Here is a 23,972-nt window from a genome sequence, read left to right as displayed (position 1 = left end):
GACGTGAATTCCTGAACAGCACGCCGCCCGCTCACGGCAGCAGTCGGTGACGGGCCGCGGCCGCCACGGCTCCCGCCCTGGTGCGCACCCCGAGCTTGGCGTAGACGCGGCCCAGGTGGGTCTTGACCGTGGCCTCGCTGAGGAACAGGGCACGGGCGATCTCCCGGTTCCCCAGGCCCTGGGCCAGCCGGGCCAGGACGTCACGTTCGCGTTCGGTCAGTGCGGGCCCGGGGGCGCGGAGCCGGGACACCACCCGGTCGGCGACCGCACCCGACAGGGCGGTGCGTCCGGCGGCGGCGTCGCGGATCGCCACGAACAGCCGGTCGGGGCGCTCGGCCTTGAGCAGGTAGCCGGTGGCGCCCGCGGCGACGGCTCGGGCGATGTCCGCGTCGGTGTCGAACATGGTGAGCACCAGCACGCGCGGGGCCTCCCCCGCGCCGGACGCGGTCAGCCTGCGGGTGGCCTCGACGCCGTCCATGCCGGTGCCCAGTTGCAGGTCCATGAGGACCACGTCGGGGCGCAGCGCCTCGGCCATCGCCAGGGCCCGCTCACCGCTGTCCGCCTCGCCGACCACCTCCATGCCGTCGGTGCTGGACAGCAGGGCGCGCAGCCCGGCGCGGACGACGGCGTGGTCGTCGCAGAGCAGGACCCGTACGGCGGCGCTCACGCCGTCCCCCTTACGTCGCCGTCCGCGGGCAGCGGCACGGACATCGTCACGACCGTCCCCTCGCCGGGCGTCGACTCCACGGCGAGCGTCCCGCCCGCCTGCCGCGCCCGGTTGCGCATGCCCGCGAGGCCGTGGCCGCGGGTGCCGGCGCCGCCGCGGCGGGGCGGCCGTGAGACGTCGAAGCCACGTCCGTCGTCGGCGATGTCCACGGTGATCCGGTCCTCCAGACAGGTCAGGGTGATGACGGCCCGCCGCGCCCCGGCGTGCTCCCGTACGTTGGCCAGCGCCTGCTGGGCCACCCGCAGCAGGGCGGTCTCCGCGGGGCCCGGCAGGGGTCCGGGGGTGCCGGGGACGCCTGGCTCGGCGTCGAGGCGGAACTCGACGACCGGCCCGGGCACACCGTCCGGTCCCGCCCCGTCGGCCGGGCGTCGGGGTTCCGCCAACTCGCGCAGGGCCTGGACGAGGGAGCTTCCGGCGAGGTCGAGCGGGGTGAGGTCCCGGACGAACCGGCGGACCTCGGCGAGCGCGCGGTCGGCGGTGCCCGCGGCGTCCTTCATGTGGGTGTGCGCGGTGTCCGGGTCGGTGTGCCAGTGGCGCTCGGCGGCCTGGAGCAGCATCCGCTGGCTGGACAGGCTCTGGGCGAGGATGTCGTGGATCTCCGCCGACAGGCGCTGCCGCTCCGCCAGGACGCCCGCGTGCCGTTCGGTGGCGGCGAGTTCGCCCCGCGTGCGTACCAGGTCGTCGATGAGCAGGCGCTGCCGGGCGGCCTGCCGCCGGGCGTCGACCAGGACGGCGGTGGCGACCGTGCCGAGGGCCACCGGGGCGAGCACCAGGTTGGGGTTGAACCCGCCGCTGGCCACCCGCAGTTCGGTGGCGACCACCAGCACGACGAGGACGGCGGCCAGCGGCACCGCGAGGCGGACGGGCAGCCGGTGCAGTCCGGTGAAGAGCAACGGCATGGTGCACCAGGTGGCGCTCGGTTCCACGGCGAGCAGCACCAGCCAGACGGCGAGGACGGCGCCCAGCCAGAGCAGATGCCGGGTGGTGGGCCGGCCGCCGTGCGCGGGCGCGGGCGCCCGGACCTGCCCGGCCGCGTAGAGCACCCCGAAGACGAGGAACAGGGCGAGCACCCAGCCCGTGCGCCCGGTGAGCGGTCCCTTGGTCAGCAGCCGGGCGACCCCGCCCACGAGGAGCAGGGCGAACGCCGTGTGCAGGGCCGCGGTCAGCCACCGCGGGCCGGGGTCCGGCCATATGTCCGGCCGTATGTCCGCTCGCTCCACCGTTTCCCCGTCGCCTCGCGCGCGTGCCGTCCGACCACTCATGTCCGCCCACGTATATCCGCACGTCCCGGCACGGACATCATCCGATCGGCTGACATCGGCACGGCCCGGCGGGACCCCCGGGTACAGCCGCACACCCGAAGAAGCAGGCCACAGGGGGCCGTGAGACTGCCGTGACACGGCCCCTACGGAGATCGAGTACCGCCATGCCGAAGAATCTCACCGCCAACCGCTCCGCCCTCTCCCACCGCGTCGGCTACGCGCTGCGCAACCCCGCGCGCGTACCCCGCCATCTGCGCCGCGCGGCCCGCGACGCCTGGCTGCGGCACCGCTCGCCCGACCACGTCGCCTACTACCGGGCGGTCATGCGCTCCGACACGCGCCGTGATCCCGACGCGGCGGTGGGCGGCCGCAGCCGGGAGCGCTGGCTGGCACTCGGGGCGATGCAGTTCGACTACCTGCTGGGGCACGGGCTGCGCCCGGAGCACCGGATGCTGGAGATCGGCTGCGGCAACCTGCGGGCGGGCCGGCGTTTCATCGAGTACCTCGACCCCGGCCACTACTACGGCGTCGACATCTCCCCCGACATCCTCTTCGCCGCACAGGACACGCTCCGGGACCAGGGGCTCCAGGACCGGCTGCCGACACTGACCCCGGTGCGCGATCTGACCCTGGGCTTCCTCCCCGAAGGCCACTTCGACGTGGTGCACGCGCACAGCGTGTTCTCGCACTCACCGCTGCCAGTGATCGAGGAGTGCTTCGCGCACATCGGTCGGCTCCTCGCGCCGGGCGGCTGGTTCGACTTCACCTTCGACCGCACCGAGGGCGAGGAACACCACGTGCTGCGCGAGGACTTCTACTACCGCACCGGGACGCTGACCGCGCTGGCCGCCGACCACGGTCTCTCGGCGCGCTTCATGGACGACTGGGAGGAGCTGAAGCACGGCCAGTCCAAGATCCGCGTCACCGTCCCGTCGTCGTAACACCTGTAGGTGCGGCCCTAGTTGGTGACCATCACCTTGAGGGCGGTGCGCTCGTCCATCGCCTTGTAGCCACCGGGCACGCCCTCGATGTCGACCGTCATGTCGAAGACGGGCGACGGGTCGATGGTCCCGTCCAGGACGTCGGGCAGCAGGTCGGGGATGTACGTGCGGACGGGGGCGACGCCGCCGCGCAGCGCGATGTTGTGGTCGAACATGACGCGCAGGTCGACTCCGCCGCTGCTGCCGTGCGGGACGCCGACGAAGCCGATGGCGCCGCCGTCGCGGGTGATGTTCACGGCGGTGTTCATGGACTGCTCGGTGCCGACCGCTTCGATCACGGAGTGCGCGCCCTGGCCGCCGGTGAGTTCGCGGACCGCCGCGACCGCCGCCTCGCCGCGCTCCGCGACGACGTCCGTGGCGCCGAAGCTCCGTGCGATGTCCGTACGCACCTGGTGGCGGCCGAGCGCGATGATCCGCTCGGCGCCGAGCCGGTGGGCCGCGAGGACCCCGCACAGGCCCACGGCGCCGTCCCCGACGACGGCGACGGTCGCGCCCTTGCGCACGCCCGCGCCGAGCGCCGCGTGGTGGCCGGTGCCCAGCACGTCGGACAGCGTCAGGAGGGCGGTCAGCAGACGGTCGTCGGATGCGGCGTCGGAGGGCAGCGCGACGAGCGTGCCGTCGGCGAACGGGACGCGCACGGCCTCGCCCTGGCCTCCGTCGTACCCGACCGCGCCCCAGAACCCGCCGTGCTCGCACGACGTGGTCAGGCCCTCGCGGCAGTAGTCGCACACCCCGTCCGACCACATGAAGGGCGCGACGACCAGGTCTCCGCGCTTGAAGACGGACACCTCGGAGCCGGTCTCCTCGACGACGCCGAGGAACTCGTGCCCGATGCGCTGCCCGGGCTGCCGCGCGGCCTCGCCCCGGTAGGCCCAGAGGTCGCTGCCGCAGATGCAGGCGCGCAGGACCCGCACCACGGCGTCCGTGGGCAGCATGACGACGGCGTCCGGAACGTCCTCCACGCGCATGTCGTACGGGGCGTGGATGGTGGTGGCGCGCATGGCGTGTTCCTTCGTGCGGGTCCCGCGATCGATGCAGGTCAGTGAGCGACGCGCCGCGTTCCGACGCGCCTTTCACGGTACGCCGAAGGGACCGCGGCCCGCTCCCCGAGCACGCCACGGGCGAGCAGGTACTGCGCCGCTGCGTAGGTGGCCATGACCCAGAAGTCGGGGCGCGGCAGGGCGGGCCAGTCGGCGATGCCCGTGGCGATGAGCGAGTCCGAGAGCAGGAACAGCGCGCCGCCGACGCCCGCCGCCGCCCCGAGCCGGGAGGACGCGAACGCCATACAGGTCAGCAGCACGCTGTACGCGGCGACTGGCACGCGCATGTCCGCCGGCAGATCGGGCCACAGGGCGGCCACCGTCACGACGAGCGCGACGCCGTAGGCGGCGCCGAGCAGCGCACCACGCGCGCGTACCGTCCCCTGCCGCTTGAACAGCACCAGATAGCAGACGTGCCCGACGGCGAAGGCGCCCATCCCGGCGAGGAACACGGTGTCCTGGTCGAACAGCAGCAGCACGTCGCCGCACCACCCCAGCAGCAGGGCGGCACACAGCAGCCGGGGGCCGCGCCGCGCGACCACGTAGGCCGCGAGCAGCGGCATGAGCAGGGGCTTGAGGACGACGTGCGCGCCCTCCGCGCCCGCGAGCAGCGCGACGAGGTCGGCGGCGCACGCCACGAAGAACGCGGCGCGCCACACCGGTGCGGCAGGCCTCACGCGGCGCCCTCGGTGACCTTCTGCGGGGCGTTCGTGGCGCCGACGGGCTCCGGCTTCCACCCCGGCCCCCGGAAGACCCTCCCGGCCCGCTCACGCCAATTGGTCGCGGCCCTCAAGTCCTTGGCGATGGCCGCGTACTCGTGGGTGGCGACGCGCAGCGGGTTGTACGTGCTGATGTTCTTGGTGAGCCCGAACTCGGGGCGCTCGACCTCCGCCACCCACGACCCGAAGAGCCGGTCCCAGACGATGAGGATCCCGCCGAAGTTGCGGTCCAGGTAGCCGCCTTGGGAGGCGTGGTGGACGCGGTGGTGGGAGGGCGTGTTGAAGACGAACTCGAAGGGTCGCCACATCTTGTCGATGCGCTCGGTGTGGATCCAGAACTGGTACACGAGGTTGACCGAGGAGCAGAACGCGAGCGCCGCGGGGTGCACGCCGAGCGCGATGAGCGGCAGGTAGAACGGCCACACGGTCAGGCTCGTCCAGGGCTGCCGCAGCGCCGTGGTGAGGTTGAACCTGCGGCTGGAGTGGTGCACCACATGGCACGCCCACAGGATGCGGATCACGTGGTGTCCGCGGTGCGACCAGTAGTAGAAGAAGTCCTGGCCGAGCAGCATCAGCGGGATCGTCCACCACAGGACGGGCACGCGCAGGGGGGTCAGTTCGTAGACCGCCGTGTAGATGGCGACGATCGGGATCTTCCACAGGAAGTCGAAGACCAGGCTTCCGAGCCCCATGGTGACGCTGGTCGCCGCGTCCTTGGTCTCGTAGCCGGCGGCGTCCTCGTCGGGGTGGATCCGGACGCTGACGATCTCCACGATCGTGAGCAGCACGAAGGCGGGGATCGACCACAGCACGGCGTCGGGCAGGTTCGGGGTCGGCATGCGTGCACCGTAAGGGCGTGAAAGGCGCCCCGGCTAGAGGTAGTTACTGACAAGTATTACCTCTGGTAAGGGGTCAAACTCCGGCGGCACCCAACAAAGAACCCGCCGCATACGTGACGGCCATCGCGAGCGCTCCCCCGCCCACGTTGCGCCACACCGCGGGCCGCACCGCCGCACTGCCCATCCGTGCGCTGCTGTAGCCGGTGAGGGCGAGCGCGACGAGGACGGAGCCGACCGTGACGGGCAGCCGCCACGCGGAGGGCGGCAGGACGATGGCGAGCAGCGGCAGCAGCGCGCCCGCCGTGAAGGCGAGGAAGCTGGCCCACGCGGCGTGCCACGGGTTGGTGAGGTCGTCGGGGTCGATGCCGAGTTCCACGCGCGCGTGGGCGCGCAGCGCGTCCCGTTCGGTGAGCTGCTCGGCGGCCTCGCGGGCCACCTCCCGGCTGAGCCCGCGCTCCTCCAACAGGTCGGTGAGCTCCTCCAGTTCGGCGGCAGGCTGCTCCTTCAGCTCGCGCTTCTCCATGGCGATGGCGGCCTTCTCGGAGTCGCGCTGCGTGGACACGGAGACGTACTCGCCGGCGGCCATGGACATCGATCCGGCGAGCAGCCCGGCGAGCCCGGCGGTGAGCAGCGTGGAGCGGTCGTCGGTGGCTCCGGCGACGCCGACGACGAGCCCCGCGGTGGAGACCACGCCGTCGTTGGCGCCGAGCACGGCGGCGCGCAGCCAGTTCAGCCGCGAGCCGAGCGCGCCGCCGTGGGACTCGTCATGGGTGGGTGCACTCCCGTTGGGTTCTGTCACGGGGTGAGCATGCCACCCGGCGGTGTCACCACACGCGTACCGACGCCCCCGGTGCGAACACCGGGCTCGTCGCGTCCGCGGGCGGCTCCTTGAGCGGTTCGTCGATCTCCGCGACCGTGGGGCCCACGCGGGCCGCGATGGGGTCGAGGAGACCGAGGTCGAACCCGTAGACACGGGCCGCGTTGCCGCCGACCATCGCGGCGATCTCGTCCTTCGGGAGCCCCGCGTAGGCGATGCGCAGGCCCTCGCGCGTGTACGGGTGCGTGCCCTCGTCGTGCGGGTAGTCGCTGCCCCACATGATCTTGTCGAGGCCGATCCGGTCCCGCAGGGGCACTTCGTGGGGCCGCATGAAACTCGCGCCTACGTAGCAGTTCTCGCGCCACACAGTAGAGGGGCGCTCCCCCATCGAGTCGGCGAGCCCGACACCGAACTTGGCCTCTGCCGTGTTGGCCTTCGTGGCCGCCCTGACCAGGCGCGCGTGGTAGTAGTCCAGCATGTCCAGGACGCCGGGGATCCAGCCCGAGCCCTGCTCCGTGAGGACGAGCCGCAGGTCGGGGTGCTTACGGAAGGCGCCGCCGAAGACGAGGTGCCACAGGGCGCGGTGCGAGAACCACGTCGTCTCGACCATGAAGACCGCGCGGGCGGCCGGTTCCTCGCCGAGCGGCGGGGACGCCGAACCCGCGTGGTGGTTGACCGGGACGCCGAGCTCGGCGCAGGTGCGCCAGATCGGATCGTACGTCGCCGAGTAGAGCTCCGGGAGGCCCGAGCCCGGCGGCGTACCGGGCAGCAACAGGCCGCCCTTCAGGCCCGCTTCGGCCGCCCAGCGGATCTCCTTGACGGCCTCGTCGACGTCGTTGAGGAGGATCTGGAAGACGCCCGCCCTGCGGCCGGGGGCGGCGGCGCAGAAGTCCGCCAGCCACCGATTGTGGGCACGCAGGCCCGCCCAGCGCTGCTCGAACTCCTCCCGCGTGGGCGCCGGCGCCATCAGCGAGGCCGACGGGAAGAACGGCGGGATGGTGTTCGGGAAGACGACCTCGGCGACGATGCCGTCCCGCTCCAGCTCCTCGACACGCCTCTCGGAGTTCCAGTTCCGGTCTGCGGTGTCGGCGAGCAGATCCTCGTACGGGTTCACGTAGCCGGCCGCCCACGCGTCGAACGCGTCGTGGTGCCGCGCCTCCAAGTACGGCTTGTAGTCGAGGAGATCGGCGCCCGCGTGGCAGTCCGCGGAGATGACGGTGTACCGGTCGTCGGAAGCGGGCGTAGGGCTCATGGGGTCACCCCGATGTTCGGGAAGTCGTTCTCGGTCAGCCAGTGCCTGCCCACCTCGCGCGAGCGCGCCCAGGACGCCTCCACGGCGCTCTGGTCGGCGTCCTGGCCGAGGTCGGCCGGGGTAGGGCCGATGCGGGCCGCGAGCGGCGCCAGCTTCGCGGTGTCGAAGCCGAACACCTCGGCGGCGGACAGGCCGAGCATCCGCCGGGTCTCTGAGACCGGGATGTCGTGGAAGGTCTTTTGCAACCACGCGCGCGTGTCGGGCCAGGTCCCTTCGGGGTGCGGGAAGTCGCTGCCCCACAGGATGTTGTCGACGCCGATCTCGTAGCGCTGGGCGAGTTCGCGGCGCTTGGTGTTGGTGGCGCAGACGAAGACCTGCCGGTCCAGATACTCCGCCGGGGAGCGCTTCAGCTCGGCGAACGGGGACAGCTTCTTGCCGCCGTGCGCGCCCAGGTAGAGGCGGTCCATGAACCACAGCAGGTTCGGCAGCCACCAGCAGCCGGACTCGGCGACACCGAACTTCAGCCCCGGATGCCGCTCGAAGGCGCCCGACCAGAGAAGGAACCACAGGGGGCGCGCGGGCCACCACGTCACTTCGCTTACGTAGATGCCGAGATGGTCGCCGTACTCGTGCCGCGGCGCCGCCCCCGAGTGCGTCACCACCGGCATCTCGCACTCGGCCGCCGCCGCCCACACGGGGTCGTAGCGGCGCGCGTGGTACGGGTCCTGGTCGACCCACATGGAGGGGATCATCAGGGCGCCGAGCCCCGACTCCTTGGCGCGGTGGATCTCGGCGACGACCTTGTCCGGATCGGCGGTGACGGGCAACAGGGCGACGCCGCAGTGCCGTTCGGGGTTCTGCCCGACGAACTCGGCGAGCCAGCGGTTGTGGGCCTGCGCGCCCGCCATGCCGAGTTCGGGGTCCTGGTCGCCGGAGAGGCCGAGGCCGACGCCGAAGGGCGCCGCCGTCTGGCTGTCCACGGCGTCCGCGTCGGGGAAGACGACCTCGGCGGCCACCCCGTCGCCGTCGAGCTCCTTGAGGCGCTGCGCGGAGTCCCAGCCGCCGCGCAGGCCCTCCTCGTTGTCCTCGAACCACTTGGCAGCGAACGCGTCGTTGCGGATGCCAAGCCGGGTCGCCTCCTCGCGGCGCTTGTCCCGCTCGCCGAGGAACTCGTCGAAGTCGCGGTGGAAACGGCTGTCCAGGTAGGGCCGGTACTCCTCGGTGGGCAGCCCGGCGTGGCAGTCGGAGGAGATGATCAGGTACGGGTCTTGGTCGGTCATCACACGTCCCCTCGTGCTCAGTCGAGAATGAAGCTCTCCAGGTACGCCGGGTTCGCCCGGTCCAGCATCGACCGCGACCGCCCCCGGATCTGCTTGTCGCTGTGCTCGCTCTCGGGAAGCAGCCAGAACCGGTCCGCCGCGATGCCCTCGGCGACGAAGTCGGCGACCTCCTCCACGGGCGTGAACTCGACCTCGTTCCCGGCCTCCTTCATGGCGGCCTCCCACTGGTCGAGGCTGCGGTACGGCGTCTTACGTGGACGCTCCTTCGCGAACCGGTCGGGCCGGTTGCGGTGCGACTCCCACAGGCCCGTGCGCAACATGTGGGGACCGGGGAACAGCACGGACGCGCCCACGCGCGCGTGCTCCGCCTTCAGGTGCGCGTACAGCGACTCCGTCATGGTCACGACGGCCGCCTTCGTCACCGCGTACACGGACGCCGTCGGCAGCGGCGCGATGCCGCCGTCCCCGGAGGACGTGTTGACGATGTGGCCGGGCTCGCCGCCCTCGATCATGCGCGGCACGAAGGCCTGGATGCCGTGGAAGACACCCCACACGTTGACGTTGAACGCCCACTTCCAGTCGTTCGGTTCGTGCTGCCACATGCGGCCCTCGGCGCCCGAGCCGACGCCCGCGTTGTTGCACAGCACATGGCAGGCGCCGAACGTCGCGTACGTGTCCGCGGCCAGGTCCATGACCTGCTCGCGCTCGCCGACGTCGACCACGCGCGCGTGCACGGTCGCGCCTGCACGGCGCAGGCCCTCGGCGGCGCTCTCCAGGGCGCCCTTCTCGACGTCGGCGAGGACCACCTTCAGGCCGTCCGCCGCGAACCGCCGCGCCATGGCGAGCCCGATGCCACTCGCCGCGCCCGTGACGACGGCGACCTGTCCTGCGCGGAGCTCCATGTCAGGCGCTCCCCTCGGGCGGGCCGTCGTGGATCTGCTGCGGGTCGTCGTAGCGCTGGTGGATGTACGGGAGCAGGGCCTCGGCGCTGACCCGCTCGACGACCTTGCCCTTCTGATCGGTGGTCTTCTCGCCGATGGTGATCTCCACCAGGGACCGCACCGGAAGGTCGGCGATCGGGTCGTACATGGACTCCCGCAGGACGACGTCCCCGGTGATCCGCTCCAGCTTCCTGACCTTCTCGTTGCGCAGGCAGTGCACGAGGACCGGCTCCGCGTCGAAGCCCGAACCGTCCACTCCTGGAAGGAACTTGAAGTAGAAGTCCGTCTTCTGTGACGGCTCGGGCAGCGGCAGGCTCTCGCTCACCGCGCCGCGCACCTCCACGAACGCGATGCCGTGCCGCGCGAGCGCCGCCTTCACGACGAGCCCGTCGCGCTCCACCGTGACCTCGCCGAGCTTCTTCGGTTCGCCGAAGACCTCGCGGCCGCCGATCAGCGCCCGCTCGTGCGTCATCGGCATGACGAGCGGATACCAGCCCTGCACTCCCCCGTGCTCGGCGGCGACGGCCACCGAGCCCGCGCCGAGCGGATAGCCCGGCAGGTCGACCTTGCTGATGTTGGCCCGCACCAGGGGCCGGCCCGTGGGCTTCAGCGGCGGCGGCAGCACCGCGGCCACCGCGTCCGGATCGGATTCCCACACGGCCACCACACCGGTGGACCAGATGTCGGGAAGCTTGCTGCTCGCCGAGCGCGAAGCGGCGATCTCCGCCTCACTGCGCGCTCCGTACCGTACGCGTGCCATGTCGTACCACCCTTCGTACGAGACGTGCCGGGGGTCGTTCGGTCGTTCGCGAGGCGCCTGTAACACAGTTACACCGGAGGCGATGAAGGGTAAAGACACATGCACCGGCCGGTCGATGACACGGCAGATTGCGGGAGACGGGGAGGGCGAGGCATGACGGCACGCGCACCGCTCACCCGCGAGGAGGTCGTCGCGGTCGCCGCCGATCTCGTCAAGCAGCACGGCCCGCAGGCGCTCACCATGCGCAAGCTCGCGGCCGAACTGGGCACGGCCGTCACGTCGATCTACTGGCACGTCGGCAACCGCGAGTCCCTGCTCGACGCCCTCGTGGAGCGGACCGTCGCCGACCTCGGCGGCTTCCGGCCCCGTGGGGCCACGCCACAGGACCGCGTCCTCTCCGTCGCCCGCACGCTGCGCCGCCGGCTGCGCGCCCACCCGCATCTGATCGCGATGGTCCATGAACGGGGCCTCACCGAGCGGATGTTCCTGCCCGCACAGCAGGCGCTGGTCCACGAGGTGCACGCCGCGGGACTGCGCGGGACGCCCGCCGCCGAGGCCGTGCGCGCGGTCCTCTTCCAGGTCGTCGGCCACGTCCTCGTCGAGCGCAACCGGGAGCGCGCCCCGGCGCAGCACCCGCGCGAGGAGGAACTCTGGGGCGCGGGCACGGCGGAGGAGGACCGGGTGCTGGCCCGCGCGCTCGCCGCGCCCGCCGACCCGGAGCGGATCTTCACAACTTCGGTACGCGCCCTGGTGAAGTCGCTCCTGGACCCGCCCACTTGAGCCGTGGCGTGATCCGCGACACGGCTCGCGGGGCAGGCGGCGACCGGAGTGTCAGTCACGGCCCGTATCCTCTGGGACCATGCTCGAAGACCATCCGACCGCAGCGTCCGCAGCCTCCTGGCCGGCCGCGTATCCGCAGGGATACGCGGTCGTCGACGTGGAGACCACCGGCCTGTCCCGGGACGACCGGATCATCTCCGCCGCCGTCTACCGCCTGGACGCGCGGGGCGATGTCGAGGACCACTGGTACACGCTGGTCAACCCGCAGCGCGACCCGGGACCCGTGTGGATCCACGGCCTGACGACGGACGTGCTGACGTCCGCCCCGCTGTTCGCGGACATCGCCGAGGAGTTCGCCGCGCGCCTCGCGGACCGCGTCCTGGTCGCGCACAACGCGGTCTTCGACTGGTCGATGATCGCCCGCGAGTACGCGCGTGCGGAGCGCACCGCCCCGGTCCGCCAGCGCCTGTGCACCATCGCGCTCTCCAAGGAGCTGGGCCTGCCGCTGCCCAACCACAAGCTGGAGTCCCTCGCGGCGCACTTCGGCGTCGTACAGGAGCACGCGCACAACGCGCTGGACGACGCGCGCGTGCTCGCGGAGGCGTTCCGCCCGAGCCTGCGCACGGCCGCGGCGGACAATGTGCGGCTGCCGCTGCTCGAATGCCGCCCGCTCACCGAGTGGTCGGAGGGGTCGGTGCCGCGTCAGCCCGGGTCCTCCTCCTACCGGGGAGGCGGCGGGGGCACCTGGCGCGCCTCGCGCAAGCGCCCCGCCTGCCCGTACCCGAACCCGGGCCGCTACGAGCCGGGCAAGCCGCTCAAGCAGGGGATGCGGGTGGCGTTCTCCGGGGACACATCGGTCGACCGTGAGCTCCTGGAGGACCGGGCCGTCGACGCGGGCCTCCATGTGGCGACGAGCCTGTCCCGGCTCACCAGCCTCCTGGTGACCAATGACCCGGACTCGTACACCTCGAAGGTCGTGAAGGCGAAGCAGTTCGGGACGCCGGTCATGGACGAGGCGGCGTTCGGACAGCTGTTGCAGGACGTGGCGCCGGCCGACGGCTCGTAGGCCGCACGCGTGGGGCCACGCGTGTAGGCCACTCGCACAGGCCACCGGTCCTGGCAGACGGGTGAACGCGGGGCGACTCGCCCCGTCACCGCTCGCCCGGCGCCGCTCCGGACACCCACCCTGTGGCGCATGGCACGTTGTGAAGTCTGCGGAAACGACTACGGCATGTCCTTCGAGGTCCATGCCCAGGGAGCGGTCCACGTCTTCGACTGCTTCTCCTGCGCCATTCACCGCATGGCGCCGATCTGCGAGCACTGCCGGTGCCGCATCATCGGGCAGGGCGTCGAGGTCGACGGGCACTGGTTCTGCGGGGCGCACTGCTCCCGCGCGGAGGGGAAGGTGGGCATCGTCGACAACGTCTGAACCCTTCGGCACACGCCCGCCACAATCGGGCGCACCCCACTGAAAGCACCCCATGCCCGCCGCTGTACGGTCATGGGGTGTACCGCTTCCTGTTGACCCGGCAGTGGGTGATCCTCACCCTGGTCGCTCTCGTCCTCATCCCCACGATGATCCGGCTGGGCATCTGGCAGATGGACCGCTACCACGAGCGCGATGCCAGGAACCAGCTGGTCACGGACGCGCTCAGCGCGAAGCCCGTACCCGTGGAGGACCTTGCGTCCCCCGGCCACGTCGTCAACAGCCACGAGCGGTACCGCTCGGTGACCGCGAAGGGCCGCTTCGACACCGACGACGAGGTCGTGGTGCGGCGCCGCGTCAACTCCAACGAAGAGGTCGGCTACCACGTCCTGACCCCGTTCGTCCTGAAGGACGGCAAGGTCCTGCTGGTCAACCGCGGCTGGATCCCGGCGAACGGGGCGCAGACCTCCTTCCCGAAGGTCCCCGCCCCGCCGCGCGGCGAGACCACCGTCACCGGCCGTCTGATGCCCAATGAGACGACCGAGGCCAGCGGCATCAAGGACATCAAGGACCTGCCCGACCGGCAGGTCATGCTGATCAACAGCAAGCAGGAGGCCGAGCGCCTCGGCAGAACGGTGCTCGGCGGCTACGTCGCCCAGACCGCGCCCGAATCGAAGAGCGGAACCCCTGAGCTGGTCGGAGCCCCCGGCAAGGAGGACTCCGCGCTGAACTACGCGTACGCCATCCAGTGGTGGCTGTTCGCCGCCGCGGTGCCCGTGGGCTGGGTGGTGCTGGTGCGGCGCGAGCTGCGGGAGCGGCGCCGCAAGGAAGAGACGGCCACGTCCGAGGACGAGACACCGGCCGCCGTCGCCTGACCGAGCGCCTCACGGGTCCCACCCGAAAAGCGACCCACCCGAAATGTGATGCAACCCCGGGCCGATGACGGGGAACCCATGGCGTGTGCGCCCACATATCGAGGATTACGCCCTCATCGGTGACCACCAGACCGCCGCCCTCGTCGGCAGGGACGGGTCGATCGACTGGCTGTGCCTGCCCCACTTCGACTCCCCCGCCTGTTTCGCCGCGCTGCTCGGCAGCGAGGAGAACGGCCACTGGCGGCTCGCGCCCAAAGGGGCCGAACACTGCACCACGCGCGCGTACCGCCCCGGCTCCCTCGTGCTCGACACCGAGTGGGAGACGCCGGACGGCAGCGTTCGCGTCACCGACTTCATGCCGCAGCGCGACGAGGCCCCGGACGTCGTCCGCATCGTCGAGGGGCTCAGCGGACGCGTCACCCTGCGCGGCACGCTGCGCCTGCGCTTCGACTACGGCTCCGTCGTGCCGTGGATGCGGCGCTGCGACGGGCACCGGGTCGCCGTCGCGGGCCCGGACTCGGCATGGCTGCGCAGCGAACCGGGCGTCCACACGTGGGGCGAGGACTTCGGTACCCACTCGGAGTTCACGGTCGAGGCCGGCGAGACCGTCGCCTTCGTCCTGACCTGGCACCCCTCGCACGAGCAGCGTCCGGAGCTGATCGACCCGCACGAGTCGCTGCGGCACAGCCTGGAGGACTGGCAGGCGTGGGCGGACCGCTGCCGCTACGAAGGTCCGCACCGGGAGGCCGTGCTCCGCTCCCTCCTCACGCTGAAGGCCCTCATCTTCGCGCCGACCGGCGGCATCGTGGCCGCCCCCACCTCCTCGCTGCCCGAGGAGATCGGCGGCGTACGGAACTGGGACTACCGGTACTGCTGGCTGCGCGATTCGACCCTGACGCTCGGCGCGCTGCTCTCGGCCGGCTATCTCGACGAGGCCGAGGCCTGGCGCGACTGGCTGCTGCGGGCCGCCGCGGGCGACCCGGCCGACCTGCAGATCATGTACGGGCTCGCGGGCGAACGGCGCCTGCCCGAGCAGGAGCTCGGCTGGCTGAGCGGCTACCGCGACTCCCGCCCCGTGCGCGCGGGCAACGACGCCGCGCACCAGCTCCAGCTGGACGTGTACGGCGAGGTCGTCGACTCCCTCGCGCTCGCCCGCCGCGAGGGCCTTCAGGCCGGCTCGCACGCCTGGCGGCTGCAGTTGGCGCTGCTCGACTTCCTGGAGGAGGCGTGGCGCGAGCCCGACGAAGGGCTGTGGGAGGTGCGCGGTCCGCGCCGGCACTTCGTGCACTCCAAGGTCATGGTGTGGGTCGCCGCCGACCGCACCGTGCGCGCCATGGAGGACGACCCGAGCCTGCCCGGCGACATCGACCGGCTGCGCAAGCTGCGCGACGCCGTCCACCGTGAGGTGTGCGAGCGCGGCTACGACGCGGAGCGCGGCACGTTCACCCAGTTCTACGGCTCGTCCGAACTGGACGCCGCGCTGCTGCTCATCCCGCGCGTGGGCTTTCTGCCGCCGGACGACCCGCGGGTGCGCGGCACGGTCGACGCGGTGCGCGACGAGCTGTCGTACGACGGTCTCGTGCACCGCTACAGCGCGGACGAGTCCGTCGTCGACGGGCTTCCGGGCCAGGAGGGCGCCTTCCTGGTCTGCTCGTTCTGGCTGGCGGACGCGCTGCACATGACGGGGCGCACGAAGGAGGCGCGCGAGCTGTTCGAACGGCTCGTGGCGCTCCGCAACGACGTGGGGCTGCTCGCCGAGGAGTACGACCCCGTGGCCGGCCGGCAGCTCGGCAATTTTCCGCAGGCGTTCAGCCATATCGGCCTCGTGGGCACGGCGCTGACCCTGTTCGGCACGGCGGGCGAGGGAGAGGGAGGATAGGGCCATGGATCTTGGACTGAAGAACCGTGTGTACGTAGTCACCGGCGCGACGCGGGGCCTCGGCAACGCGGCCGCGCGCGAGCTGGTCGCCGACGGCGCCAAGGTCGTCATCAGCGGGCGCGACGACCAGAAGGCCAAGGAGGCGGCGGCCGAGCTCGGGCCGAACGCGTACGGCGTCGCCGCCGACAACGCCGACCCGGACGTCGCCGAGCGGCTCATCGGGGCGGCCCGCGAGCAGTTCGGCGGCTTCGACGGGATTCTGGTGAGCGTCGGCGGGCCCGCGCCCGGCTTCGTCGCCGACAACACGGACGAGCAGTGGACGGCCGCGTTCGAGTCCGTGTTCCTCGGGGCGGTGCGGCTCGCGCGGGCGGCCGCGGCACAGTTGGACGAGGGCGGGGTCATCGGCTTCGTGCTGTCCGGCTCCGTGCACGAGCCGATCCCCGGGCTGACCATCTCGAACGGACTGCGTCCCGGGCTGGCCGGTTTCGCCAAGTCCCTCGCGAACGAGCTGGGGCCGCGGGGCATTCGGGTCGTGGGGCTGCTGCCCGCGCGTATCGACACGGACCGGGTGCGCGAGCTGGACGGTCTCGCGGCGGACCCGGAGGCGGCGCGGACGGCGCAGGAGTCCCGCATCCCGCTGCGGCGGTACGGAACTCCGGAGGAGTTCGGACGGGCGGCGGCGTTCTTCCTGTCACCCGCCGCGTCGTACCTCACCGGTGTGATGCTGCCGGTGGACGGCGGCTTCCGGCACGGGTTCTGACATCTGAAAGAAGAAATCGAGCCCGTCCGGCGATCGCCGGACGGGCTCGAAATGTGCTCGCGTTCACATGCTGAGCGGGCTCAACTCACCCGTTCCGCACGGTGCTTGACCGCCCTCAGCCGGACCTCCGTCGGGAGTTCCTCCAGGCCCGCCGACTCCCTCGCCTGCCTCAGGGAGTCCTGGCTCAGCAGCCGCAGCGCCTCGCCCGGGACCGCGTGCGGCTCCAGGGTGAGGGTCGCGCGGGCCTGCGGAGTGGAGCGGCGGCCGGTCAGCCGCACGCCGGCCCGGTCGACCCCGTCCAGGGACTCCGCGCCGCTCGCGAGGACGTTCTCCAGGGCCCGGCCCCGCAGCAGCGCTCCCTCGCCGTCGCCGCTGTCGACCAGCACCTCGGCGAGCCTGCGGCTGCGCAGTTGGGCCACCAGCCACCACAGGGCGAGCAGGACGACGACGGCGAGCACGGCGATCACCGTCGGCCAGAACCAGCCCTCGTCGTGCCAGCGCGCCCGGTCGGCATCGCTGACCAGCACGTCGTCCGGGCCGTCGTGGATCCACCACGACGGCGCCTTCACCCCGAGCCCGACGGCGAGCACCGAGCCGCCGCCGACCACGAGGACGAGCCCGAGCACCCCCAGCACGATCCGGTTGACGGTCCTGAGCACGCCGCTCACCCCTTCTTCCCCGGCCGTGCGACATGCACGGAGAGGCCGGGGGCCTTGCCGAGCCCGAGCTGCTTGATCCCGTCACCGAGTGTGGCGTCCAAGTCGGCCCGTACGTCGTCGAGTTCACGGAAGTGCGAGAGCGCCCGCACATCCACCTTGCGGCGCTTCATCCGGACCCGGGCGGACTGCACGCCCGACACCTCCATGGCCCGGTCGCGCAGCACCATCGCGGCGGCGTCGCGGTGCAGCACCGCACGGACCTCCGGATGGGTGTGGCGCATCGGCAGCAGGGCCCGCAGTCCCGGCGTCACCGCGAGCACGAACAGCCACAGGCCGAGCGCGGCCGCGACGCCCGCACCGATGAGGACGGCGGTGTCGTCGAGGGTCCGCGTGGAGAGCTCGTCGGCGAGCGTCCGCCGCCACTGCATGGACGCGTGCCCCGCCCGCACGGCGGCCACGTCGTAGAGCAGCAGTCCCGCGGCGGCCAGGATCACCAGGGCCACGAGCGCCGCGGGGACGCGCCGCCCCGACCAGAAACGGCTCGCCTTCTGTTCGCCCTCCAGCGTGGGATGCGGCTCGTACGAAGCGGCGGACGCCGACTGGTCGAGCTCGCTCTCCTCCCGCTCGACCACCGGAATCGGCCGGGTGGGTTCGCTCATCGGATCCTCCCCCGGTCCGTCCCACGGGTGTGCGCCGAGTGCAGCCGCTCGACCTGGACGGCCACCTCGGGCACTTCCATTCCCGCCAACTCCCTTACCCGCTGGGACACTTGACGACGCACGGCACCGCACTGGCGGCCGATGTCCGTCGGATACTCCAGCTCAAGGCTGATCCGGACCCGCGCGCTGTCCTGCCGCACGGTGACCGTGGCGCCCGGCGCCGCCCCGTCCTCGGGGATCCGGTCGAGTGCCTCTCGTGCCGCGTGCGCGGCGATCTTCGCGACGACCCGGTCGGCGATCCGGGTCGCGCCGCGCTCGGCCGGCGCGACCTGTGCCGCCATCGGTCACCCCCGCCGATCGCCGCGCGAACGGAAGAACTCGCCGACTTCCAGGTCCCCTTCCAGGAACCGGCCCGCGACGAAACCGATGGCGCCGAGCGCCGCCACCAGCAGGAAGGCCCCGAAGCCGCCGAAGTATCCGGCGAATCCGAGGGCCATGCCGGCGATCATGCCGACCACGGCCAGATTCATCGTGCGCTCCTCCTAGGGAAGCCCGTAGCTACGCCCGCAGATCTCATTGGAGCCGTGACTCCGGCTCTTCGTCCTCCTCGTCCGGCAGCTTCACGTCGCTGACGGCGATGTTGACCTCGACGACCTCGAGCCCGGTCATGCGCTCGACGGCCGTGATCACGTTCTCCCGTACGTCGCGCGCGGTGTCCGCGATCGACACGCCGTACTCGACGACGATCTCCAGATCGAGCGCCGTCTGCACCTCGCCGACCTCGGCCTTCACGCCGCGCGACACGGACTTGGTGCCGCCGGGCACCCGGTCGCGCACCGCGCCGAACGTGCGGGAGATGCCGCTGCCCATGGCGTGGACTCCGTCGACGTCGCGCGCCGCGAGGCCCGCGATCTTCTCGACGACGCCGTCGGCGATGGTGGTCCGTCCCCTGCTTGCGGGGTCGCCGCTGCCCCGCTTGGTCACATTGGTCCTGGCTGCGGTCGAACCGGGCGTCTCGCCCGGCTTCTGCGCGGTGTCACTCATCGGGCCGTCCCCTCGGTGAGGTGGGATCTCGGTGGGGTGCTGCTTTCTTTTGCCCACATTAAGTGCGCTTACGCGAAGGCGCGCCCGCTATGGGGCAGCCTGGGGCAATGACGGCTGATCGATGGACACAGGCAGTGCGTACGCAGCTGGGGCTCGGCAGGCTGTTGCCGCTCGGCGGGCCCGGTGACGGTGCGTGGATCACGGAGCCGGCGGCGACACAGGCGCTGCGTCGTGCGGTTCAAGGGGTGCGCGGCGTACGTCTCGGCGCACTGCGTCTCGGTCTCGCCGACCCCGACGCGGCGGAGGAGCCCGCGGTGCCGGCCCCGCCGAGCGCGCTGCCGCCTGGACCCTTGCGGCTCACGGCGGACTGCGCGGCGACGGCCGAGGAACCGCTGCCGGTTGCCGCCGATCGGCTGAGGGAGGCGCTCGCGGGGGCGGCGGATCGGGTCGGCCTGGTGGTGGCGGAGGTCGACCTCCAGGTCACGGCGCTGCTCGATGAGGCCGATCAGGTGGCGGACGCGGAGCCCGGTTCCGCCGATGAGCCGGAGGCGGAGCCGGCGCCCGCCCCGAAGCCGGGCGGTTCCGGGGACGTGGACCGGGTGGCGGAGGCGGTGCTCGGGGTGCCGGGGGTGACGCGGCTGACCGGGGCGCTCGGTGGGCTCGGGCGCGCGGTCCACATCGAGGACCACTCCGGCGAGGCGGCCCTCCCCCGGCGCCATGTACGCGTGGAGTTGGGGGTGGCCGCGGACACCCGCGCCATCGAGGTGACCGGGGCTGTCCGGGCGGCCGTGGCCAGGGCGCTGCCGAACAGTCCGACCGTTGCGGTGCTGGTCACGGAGCTCACGACGTAGATCGCCCCCGCCGCCCCTTCCCGTCCCGATCCCTGGGGGCTGCGCCCCCAGACCCCCCTGTCCTCAAACGCCGGACGGGCTGAGAGGCGCCGGGCGGGCTGAAGTGGCGTCAGTAGACGTCGCGCGGGCTGAAGTGGCTCTCAGTCGCCGAGGCCCGCCAGGTCGCGCAGGCGGCGGCCCTGGGCCGCGCGCTCCGCGGTGCGCTGGTCGTCGAGGGTGCGGTCGGACGCTCCCTGGAGCAGTGCCTTCGTCTCGATCACGGCGTCGCGGGGCGCGGCGACGAGGGCCGCGACCAGGTCCTGCGTCGCGTCCGCGAGCTCGCCCGCGGGGACGGACACGTTGGCCAGGCCGCTGCGGACGGCCTCGTCGGCGTGGACGTAGCGGCCGGTGACGCAGATTTCGAGGGCGCGCGCGTAGCCGACCAGCGAGACGAGCGGATGCGTGCCCGTCAGGTCCGGCACCAGGCCGAGGCTGGTCTCGCGCATGGAGAACTGCACGTCGTCGGCGACGACGCGCAGATCGCAGGAGAGGGCGAGCTGGAACCCGGCCCCGATGGCATGCCCCTGCACCGCGGCGACCGACAGGATGTCGCTGCGCCGCAGCCAGGTGAACGCGTCCTGGTACTCGGCGATCGTCGCGTCGAGGACGTCGTCGCCGCCGCGCGCCAGGTCGAGGAAGGACGGCTCACCGTCGAAGCCCTCGGGCGTGAAGGCCCGACGGTCGAGGCCCGCGGAGAAGGACTTGCCCTCACCGCGCACCACGACGACCCGCACGGACCCCGGCAGGGCACGCCCGGCCTCGCCCAACGCCCGCCACAGAGCGGGACTCTGGACGTTGCGCTTGTCCGGGTTGGTCAGGCTGACCGTGGCGATCGCATCGTCGACGGTGAGCCGGACGCCGTCCTTGTCGAGCAGCGGTGCGGGCAGGTTCATCTGGACCTCCGGGTCTGCGCAGCCGTACGGCACGTAGTCGTACGAGACGTAAGTGACTGCACAGTAACCACCCGGCCGGACAGCGGACCGACCGGGTGGTCAGTTGGAGCCAGTGAGCAGAACGAGCCCTGCGAAGGTCAGGCCGACGCGGCCTTGTTCTTGCCTCGCGTGGCCCCGCCGCGACCCCGCAGCGTGACCCCGGATTCGCTCAGCATCCGGTGCACAAAGCCATACGAGCGACCGGTCTCCTCGGCCAATGCCCGAATGCTCGCACCGGAGTCGTACTTCTTCTTCAGGTCTGCCGCGAGCTTGTCGCGCGCGGCGCCGGTTACCCGGCTGCCCTTCTTCAGAGTCTCGGCCACCCGTGCCTCCTCGTGGGAAGTGCGCTCTGGATTTCCCATGATCACCCCTTGCGGGCTTCCTGGCCACCCATTCGGCAAGGTCCATAGACCCTCAATTCCGGGTGCGACGGGGATCCACACGAGTGGAATCGGGAATTCCGGCGGGTTTTCGCGGCCCCGGAAAACGCCTGCGCGACAGAACTGGCAGGTCAGCCACGGCCCAGGCGCCGCAAGGGCGCCATGCACGACGAGGCGCCGAATTCCGTGCACGACACACCTGGGTACGAGGAGATCTCACCCAGATGATGGATCACGGATCGGCCGAATGATCCAGACGGAGTGGATCATTCAATGGATCAACCGGTGCCCACCGAGTGGATCACTCGGTGGGCACCGAGTTGATCATGCGAGGGCCACGAGATCCGCGTACGTCTGGCCCCACAGGTCCTCGATTCCGTCCGGAAGCAGAATGATCCGCTCCGGCTGCAGGGCCTCGACGGCGCCCTCGTCGTGCGTGACGAGGACGACGGCGCCCTTGTAGGTGCGCAGCGCGCCGAGGATCTCCTCGCGGCTGGCCGGGTCGAGGTTGTTCGTGGGCTCGTCGAGGAGCAGCACGTTCGCGGACGACACGACGAGCGTGGCGAGCGCGAGACGGGTCTTCTCGCCGCCCGAGAGGACCCCGGCCGGCTTGTCGACGTCGTCGCCGGAGAACAGGAACGAGCCGAGCGTCTTGCGCACCTGGATCAGGTCCAGGTCGGGGGCCGCGGAGCGCATGTTCTCCAGGACCGTGCGCTCCGGGTCGAGGGTCTCGTGCTCCTGCGCGTAGTAGCCGAGCTTGAGGCCGTGGCCCTCGATGACCTGTCCCGTGTCGGGCTTCTCCGCGCCGCCGAGGAGCTTGAGCAGGGTCGTCTTGCCCGCGCCGTTGAGGCCGAGGATGACGACGCGCGAGCCCTTGTCGATGGCCAGGTCGACGTCCGTGAAGATCTCCAGGGAGCCGTACGACTTCGACAGGCCCTCGGCCATGAGCGGCGTCTTGCCGCACGGCGAGGGTTCGGGGAAGCGCAGCTTGGCGACCTTGTCGGACTGGCGGACCTCTTCGAGGCCCGCGAGGAGCTTGTCGGCGCGCTTGGCCATGTTCTGCGCGGCGACGGTCTTGGTCGCCTTGGCGCGCATCTTGTCGGCCTGCGCGTTCAGCGTCGCGGCCTTCTTCTCGGCGTTCTGCCGCTCGCGCTTGCGGCGCTTCTCGTCGTCCTCGCGCTGCTGCTGGTAGAGCTTCCAGCCCATGTTGTAGACGTCGATCTGGGAGCGGTTGGCGTCCAGGTAGAAGACCTTGTTGACGACCGTCTCCATGAGTTCGACGTCGTGGGAGATGACGATGAAGCCGCCGCTGTACGTCTTGAGGTAGTCGCGCAGCCAGGCGATCGAGTCCGCGTCCAGGTGGTTCGTGGGCTCGTCGAGGAGCAGGGTGTCCGCGTCCGAGAAGAGGATGCGGGCCAGTTCGATACGGCGGCGCTGACCGCCGGAGAGCGTGTGCAGGGGCTGGCCGAGCACACGGTCCGGGAGGTTCAGGGCGGCGGCGATGGTGGCGGCCTCGGCCTCGGCGGCGTATCCGCCCTTGGTGAGGAACTCCGTCTCCTGGCGCTCGTACTGCCGCAGGGCCTTGGCCTGCGTGGCGCCCGAGCCGTTCGCGATGCGCTGCTCGTTCTCGCGCATCTTGCGGATCAGGGTGTCCAGACCGCGGGCGGAGAGGATCCGGTCACGGGCCAGCACGTCGAGGTCGCCGGTGCGCGGGTCCTGCGGGAGGTAGCCGACCTCGCCGGAGCGGCTGATGGTGCCGCCGGCCGGGATGCCCTCGCCGGCCAGGCACTTCGTGAGGGTCGTCTTGCCCGCTCCGTTGCGGCCGACCAGGCCGATGCGGTCGCCCTTGGCGATACGGAAATTGGCGTTCTCGATGAGCATGCGCGCGCCCGCGCGCAGTTCGATGCCGGATGCGGTGATCAAGGGAGGTACTCCAGGACAGGATTAACGGCTGGTTGACAGGGCGGGGGCCAATCAGCGCCGCTAATGCACCCAGAGAAGAAACGTCATACGAACCAGTTTACCGGTGCCGTGCAAGCGCTTTTCCCAGGTGTGCGCGTCCCCCGTTCGGCCCTCGGATCAGGACCCGCTGACCAGGGACGTAACAGGATGAGGGGGTCGGTGACCGGCGAGAAGGCGGTGCGCATGCAGTTCGACGACGACGCGCGTCTGGACACATCGGAGGTCCAGGACGTGCGCGGCAGCCGGCTTCCGGGCGGCAGGGCCACCATGGGCGGCGGCCTCGTCGGCGTGATCGCGCTCGTCCTCGGGCTGCTCTTCGGCACGGACCAGTTCGGGCTCTCGGACGGGACCACCGGCGCCCCGGCCGTGCAGATGTCCAGCGAGGCGCAGGTCCAGGAGCAGTGCCGGACGGGTTCGGACGCGAACAGCAGGCAGGACTGCCGGACGGTCGCCGTGGTCAACAGCGTGCAGGACTTCTGGGGCTCGGAGTTCGGGCGCAGGGGCGCCACGTACACGCCCGCGTCGACGGTGTTCTTCACCAACCAGGTCGCCACCGCGTGCGGCTCCGCGACCTCGTCGGTCGGGCCCTTCTACTGCCCCGGCGACCGGCGGGTCTATCTCGACCTCGGCTTCTTCGACGAGCTGCGTACGAAGTTCGGTTCGACCGGCGGGCCCTTCGCGCAGGCGTACGTCGTGGCGCACGAGTACGGGCACCACGTGCAGAACCTGATGGGCACGCTGACCCGCGCCCAGGACGGGCGCACGGGCGAGAACAGCAACGCGGTGAAGGTCGAGCTCCAGGCCGACTGCTACGGCGGCGTCTGGGCGCGGCACGCGACGAAGACGCCCACCGAGTCCACGGGCCGGCCGCTGATCACGAGCCTCACCGACGCGGACATCCGCGACGGCCTGGACGCGGCCGCCGCGGTCGGCGACGACCGGATCCAGGAGCGGTACCAGGGCCGGGTGACGCCCGAGACGTGGACGCACGGCTCCGCGCAGCAGCGCCAGCAGTGGTTCTACCGGGGCTTCGAGAGCGGCGACATGGCCCAGTGCGACACCTTCCGGTGAGACCGGGCCGCCGAGGC

General features: G+C 71.6%; 27 protein-coding genes. 9 read left to right on the top strand and 18 right to left on the bottom strand.

From position 1 onward, the window contains the following. Positions 1-31 precede the first annotated feature (31 nt). The gene (locus tag ACOKM3_RS31310; RefSeq protein WP_426904435.1) at positions 32-667 is read right to left on the bottom strand and encodes a response regulator; all 636 of its coding nucleotides are present in this window, start codon (positions 665-667) and stop codon (positions 32-34) included. After that, on the bottom strand, positions 664-1,989 hold the full coding sequence (locus ACOKM3_RS31305; protein WP_426904433.1) for a sensor histidine kinase: 1,326 nt from the start codon (positions 1,987-1,989) through the stop codon (positions 664-666). The genes ACOKM3_RS31310 and ACOKM3_RS31305 overlap by 4 nt, the downstream gene beginning before the upstream one ends. A gap of 164 nt (positions 1,990-2,153) precedes the next feature. On the opposite strand from ACOKM3_RS31305, the gene ACOKM3_RS31300 reads away from it, so the two are divergent. Further along, entirely contained in the window at positions 2,154-2,930 is a 777-nt protein-coding gene (locus tag ACOKM3_RS31300) for a class I SAM-dependent methyltransferase (RefSeq protein ID WP_426904431.1), read from the top strand. A gap of 17 nt (positions 2,931-2,947) precedes the next feature. On the opposite strand, the gene ACOKM3_RS31295 is transcribed toward ACOKM3_RS31300, so the two are convergent. From ACOKM3_RS31295 to ACOKM3_RS31260, 8 genes are all read right to left on the bottom strand, one after another. Continuing rightward, positions 2,948-3,991 (bottom strand): zinc-dependent alcohol dehydrogenase family protein, encoded by a 1,044-nt coding sequence (locus ACOKM3_RS31295; RefSeq protein ID WP_426904429.1) that lies wholly within the window; start codon positions 3,989-3,991, stop codon positions 2,948-2,950. A 38-nt stretch (positions 3,992-4,029) separates the two neighbouring features. Continuing rightward, entirely contained in the window at positions 4,030-4,707 is a 678-nt protein-coding gene (locus ACOKM3_RS31290; protein ID WP_426904427.1) for a lysoplasmalogenase, read from the bottom strand. Continuing rightward, positions 4,704-5,588, bottom strand: a complete 885-nt coding sequence (locus tag ACOKM3_RS31285; protein WP_426904425.1) for a sterol desaturase family protein — start codon at positions 5,586-5,588, stop codon at positions 4,704-4,706. Before ACOKM3_RS31285 ends, ACOKM3_RS31290 begins: the two co-directional genes overlap by 4 nt. A 73-nt stretch (positions 5,589-5,661) precedes the next feature. Further along, positions 5,662-6,387: a VIT1/CCC1 transporter family protein gene (locus ACOKM3_RS31280; protein WP_426904424.1), complete on the bottom strand. Its 726-nt coding sequence runs from the start codon at positions 6,385-6,387 to the stop codon at positions 5,662-5,664. Positions 6,388-6,412: 25 nt separating this feature from the next. Continuing rightward, positions 6,413-7,657: an amidohydrolase family protein gene (locus tag ACOKM3_RS31275; protein ID WP_426904422.1), complete on the bottom strand. Its 1,245-nt coding sequence runs from the start codon at positions 7,655-7,657 to the stop codon at positions 6,413-6,415. Further along, the gene (locus tag ACOKM3_RS31270; RefSeq protein ID WP_426904420.1) at positions 7,654-8,937 is read right to left on the bottom strand and encodes an amidohydrolase family protein; all 1,284 of its coding nucleotides are present in this window, start codon (positions 8,935-8,937) and stop codon (positions 7,654-7,656) included. The genes ACOKM3_RS31275 and ACOKM3_RS31270 overlap by 4 nt, the downstream gene beginning before the upstream one ends. A gap of 17 nt (positions 8,938-8,954) precedes the next feature. Further along, entirely contained in the window at positions 8,955-9,839 is an 885-nt protein-coding gene (locus tag ACOKM3_RS31265; RefSeq protein WP_426904418.1) for an SDR family NAD(P)-dependent oxidoreductase, read from the bottom strand. A gap of 1 nt (position 9,840) precedes the next feature. After that, on the bottom strand, positions 9,841-10,638 hold the full coding sequence (locus ACOKM3_RS31260; protein WP_426904416.1) for an acetoacetate decarboxylase family protein: 798 nt from the start codon (positions 10,636-10,638) through the stop codon (positions 9,841-9,843). 153 nt (positions 10,639-10,791) lie between these two features. Between ACOKM3_RS31260 and ACOKM3_RS31255 the strand changes: the two genes are divergently transcribed. The 6 genes from ACOKM3_RS31255 (at position 10,792) to ACOKM3_RS31230 (ending at position 16,358) form a co-directional block, all read left to right on the top strand. Continuing rightward, positions 10,792-11,418: a TetR/AcrR family transcriptional regulator gene (locus ACOKM3_RS31255; protein WP_426904415.1), complete on the top strand. Its 627-nt coding sequence runs from the start codon at positions 10,792-10,794 to the stop codon at positions 11,416-11,418. Positions 11,419-11,497: 79 nt separating this feature from the next. Beyond that, on the top strand, positions 11,498-12,484 hold the full coding sequence (locus ACOKM3_RS31250; RefSeq protein WP_426904413.1) for a DEDDh family exonuclease: 987 nt from the start codon (positions 11,498-11,500) through the stop codon (positions 12,482-12,484). Between the two features lie 129 nt (positions 12,485-12,613). Continuing rightward, on the top strand, positions 12,614-12,847 hold the full coding sequence (locus ACOKM3_RS31245) for a hypothetical protein (protein ID WP_266721084.1): 234 nt from the start codon (positions 12,614-12,616) through the stop codon (positions 12,845-12,847). 77 nt (positions 12,848-12,924) lie between these two features. Next, positions 12,925-13,719, top strand: a complete 795-nt coding sequence (locus ACOKM3_RS31240; RefSeq protein ID WP_426904411.1) for an SURF1 family cytochrome oxidase biogenesis protein — start codon at positions 12,925-12,927, stop codon at positions 13,717-13,719. 85 nt (positions 13,720-13,804) lie between these two features. After that, positions 13,805-15,598, top strand: a complete 1,794-nt coding sequence (locus ACOKM3_RS31235; protein WP_426904409.1) for a glycoside hydrolase family 15 protein — start codon at positions 13,805-13,807, stop codon at positions 15,596-15,598. A 4-nt stretch (positions 15,599-15,602) separates the two neighbouring features. After that, positions 15,603-16,358: an SDR family oxidoreductase gene (locus tag ACOKM3_RS31230; RefSeq protein WP_327669889.1), complete on the top strand. Its 756-nt coding sequence runs from the start codon at positions 15,603-15,605 to the stop codon at positions 16,356-16,358. An 80-nt stretch (positions 16,359-16,438) separates the two neighbouring features. Here the strand turns inward: ACOKM3_RS31230 and amaP are convergent, their stop codons facing one another. From amaP to ACOKM3_RS31205, 5 genes are read right to left on the bottom strand one after another with little or no spacing between them, the layout of a single operon-like run. Then, the gene (gene amaP, locus ACOKM3_RS31225; RefSeq protein ID WP_426904407.1) at positions 16,439-17,017 is read right to left on the bottom strand and encodes an alkaline shock response membrane anchor protein AmaP; all 579 of its coding nucleotides are present in this window, start codon (positions 17,015-17,017) and stop codon (positions 16,439-16,441) included. Positions 17,018-17,022: 5 nt separating this feature from the next. Further along, positions 17,023-17,676: a DUF6286 domain-containing protein gene (locus tag ACOKM3_RS31220; RefSeq protein ID WP_426904405.1), complete on the bottom strand. Its 654-nt coding sequence runs from the start codon at positions 17,674-17,676 to the stop codon at positions 17,023-17,025. Continuing rightward, entirely contained in the window at positions 17,673-18,017 is a 345-nt protein-coding gene (locus ACOKM3_RS31215; protein ID WP_266721072.1) for an Asp23/Gls24 family envelope stress response protein, read from the bottom strand. Before ACOKM3_RS31215 ends, ACOKM3_RS31220 begins: the two co-directional genes overlap by 4 nt. 3 nt (positions 18,018-18,020) lie before the next feature. Continuing rightward, the gene (locus ACOKM3_RS31210) at positions 18,021-18,206 is read right to left on the bottom strand and encodes a hypothetical protein (RefSeq protein WP_266721070.1); all 186 of its coding nucleotides are present in this window, start codon (positions 18,204-18,206) and stop codon (positions 18,021-18,023) included. A 43-nt stretch (positions 18,207-18,249) separates the two neighbouring features. Then, complete coding sequence (locus ACOKM3_RS31205; RefSeq protein ID WP_426904403.1) at positions 18,250-18,720, bottom strand: Asp23/Gls24 family envelope stress response protein; 471 nt, start codon at positions 18,718-18,720, stop codon at positions 18,250-18,252. A 107-nt stretch (positions 18,721-18,827) separates the two neighbouring features. Between ACOKM3_RS31205 and ACOKM3_RS31200 the strand changes: the two genes are divergently transcribed. Further along, positions 18,828-19,571, top strand: coding sequence for a nucleopolyhedrovirus P10 family protein (locus ACOKM3_RS31200; protein ID WP_426904401.1), 744 nt, complete (start codon positions 18,828-18,830; stop codon positions 19,569-19,571). Between the two features lie 140 nt (positions 19,572-19,711). On the opposite strand, the gene ACOKM3_RS31195 is transcribed toward ACOKM3_RS31200, so the two are convergent. From ACOKM3_RS31195 to ACOKM3_RS31185, 3 genes are all read right to left on the bottom strand, one after another. After that, positions 19,712-20,503 carry an enoyl-CoA hydratase/isomerase family protein gene (locus tag ACOKM3_RS31195; protein WP_426904399.1) on the bottom strand — a complete coding sequence of 264 codons (792 nt, stop codon included), beginning with the start codon at positions 20,501-20,503 and terminating at the stop codon, positions 19,712-19,714. Between the two features lie 137 nt (positions 20,504-20,640). After that, a complete protein-coding gene (locus tag ACOKM3_RS31190) occupies positions 20,641-20,865 on the bottom strand; it encodes a helix-turn-helix domain-containing protein (protein WP_426904397.1) in 225 nt (74 codons plus the stop codon). A 381-nt stretch (positions 20,866-21,246) separates the two neighbouring features. Beyond that, the gene (locus ACOKM3_RS31185) at positions 21,247-22,845 is read right to left on the bottom strand and encodes an ABC-F family ATP-binding cassette domain-containing protein (protein WP_426904395.1); all 1,599 of its coding nucleotides are present in this window, start codon (positions 22,843-22,845) and stop codon (positions 21,247-21,249) included. Between the two features lie 222 nt (positions 22,846-23,067). Between ACOKM3_RS31185 and ypfJ the strand changes: the two genes are divergently transcribed. Continuing rightward, entirely contained in the window at positions 23,068-23,955 is an 888-nt protein-coding gene (gene ypfJ / locus ACOKM3_RS31180) for a KPN_02809 family neutral zinc metallopeptidase (RefSeq protein WP_426906945.1), read from the top strand. Positions 23,956-23,972 lie beyond the last annotated feature (17 nt).

The organism is Streptomyces nidicola, from assembly GCF_050106155.1.
Taxonomy (GTDB): domain Bacteria; phylum Actinomycetota; class Actinomycetes; order Streptomycetales; family Streptomycetaceae; genus Streptomyces.
Note: the sequence above shows the minus strand (reverse complement) of the source record. Positions and strands in the feature narration are given on the sequence as shown.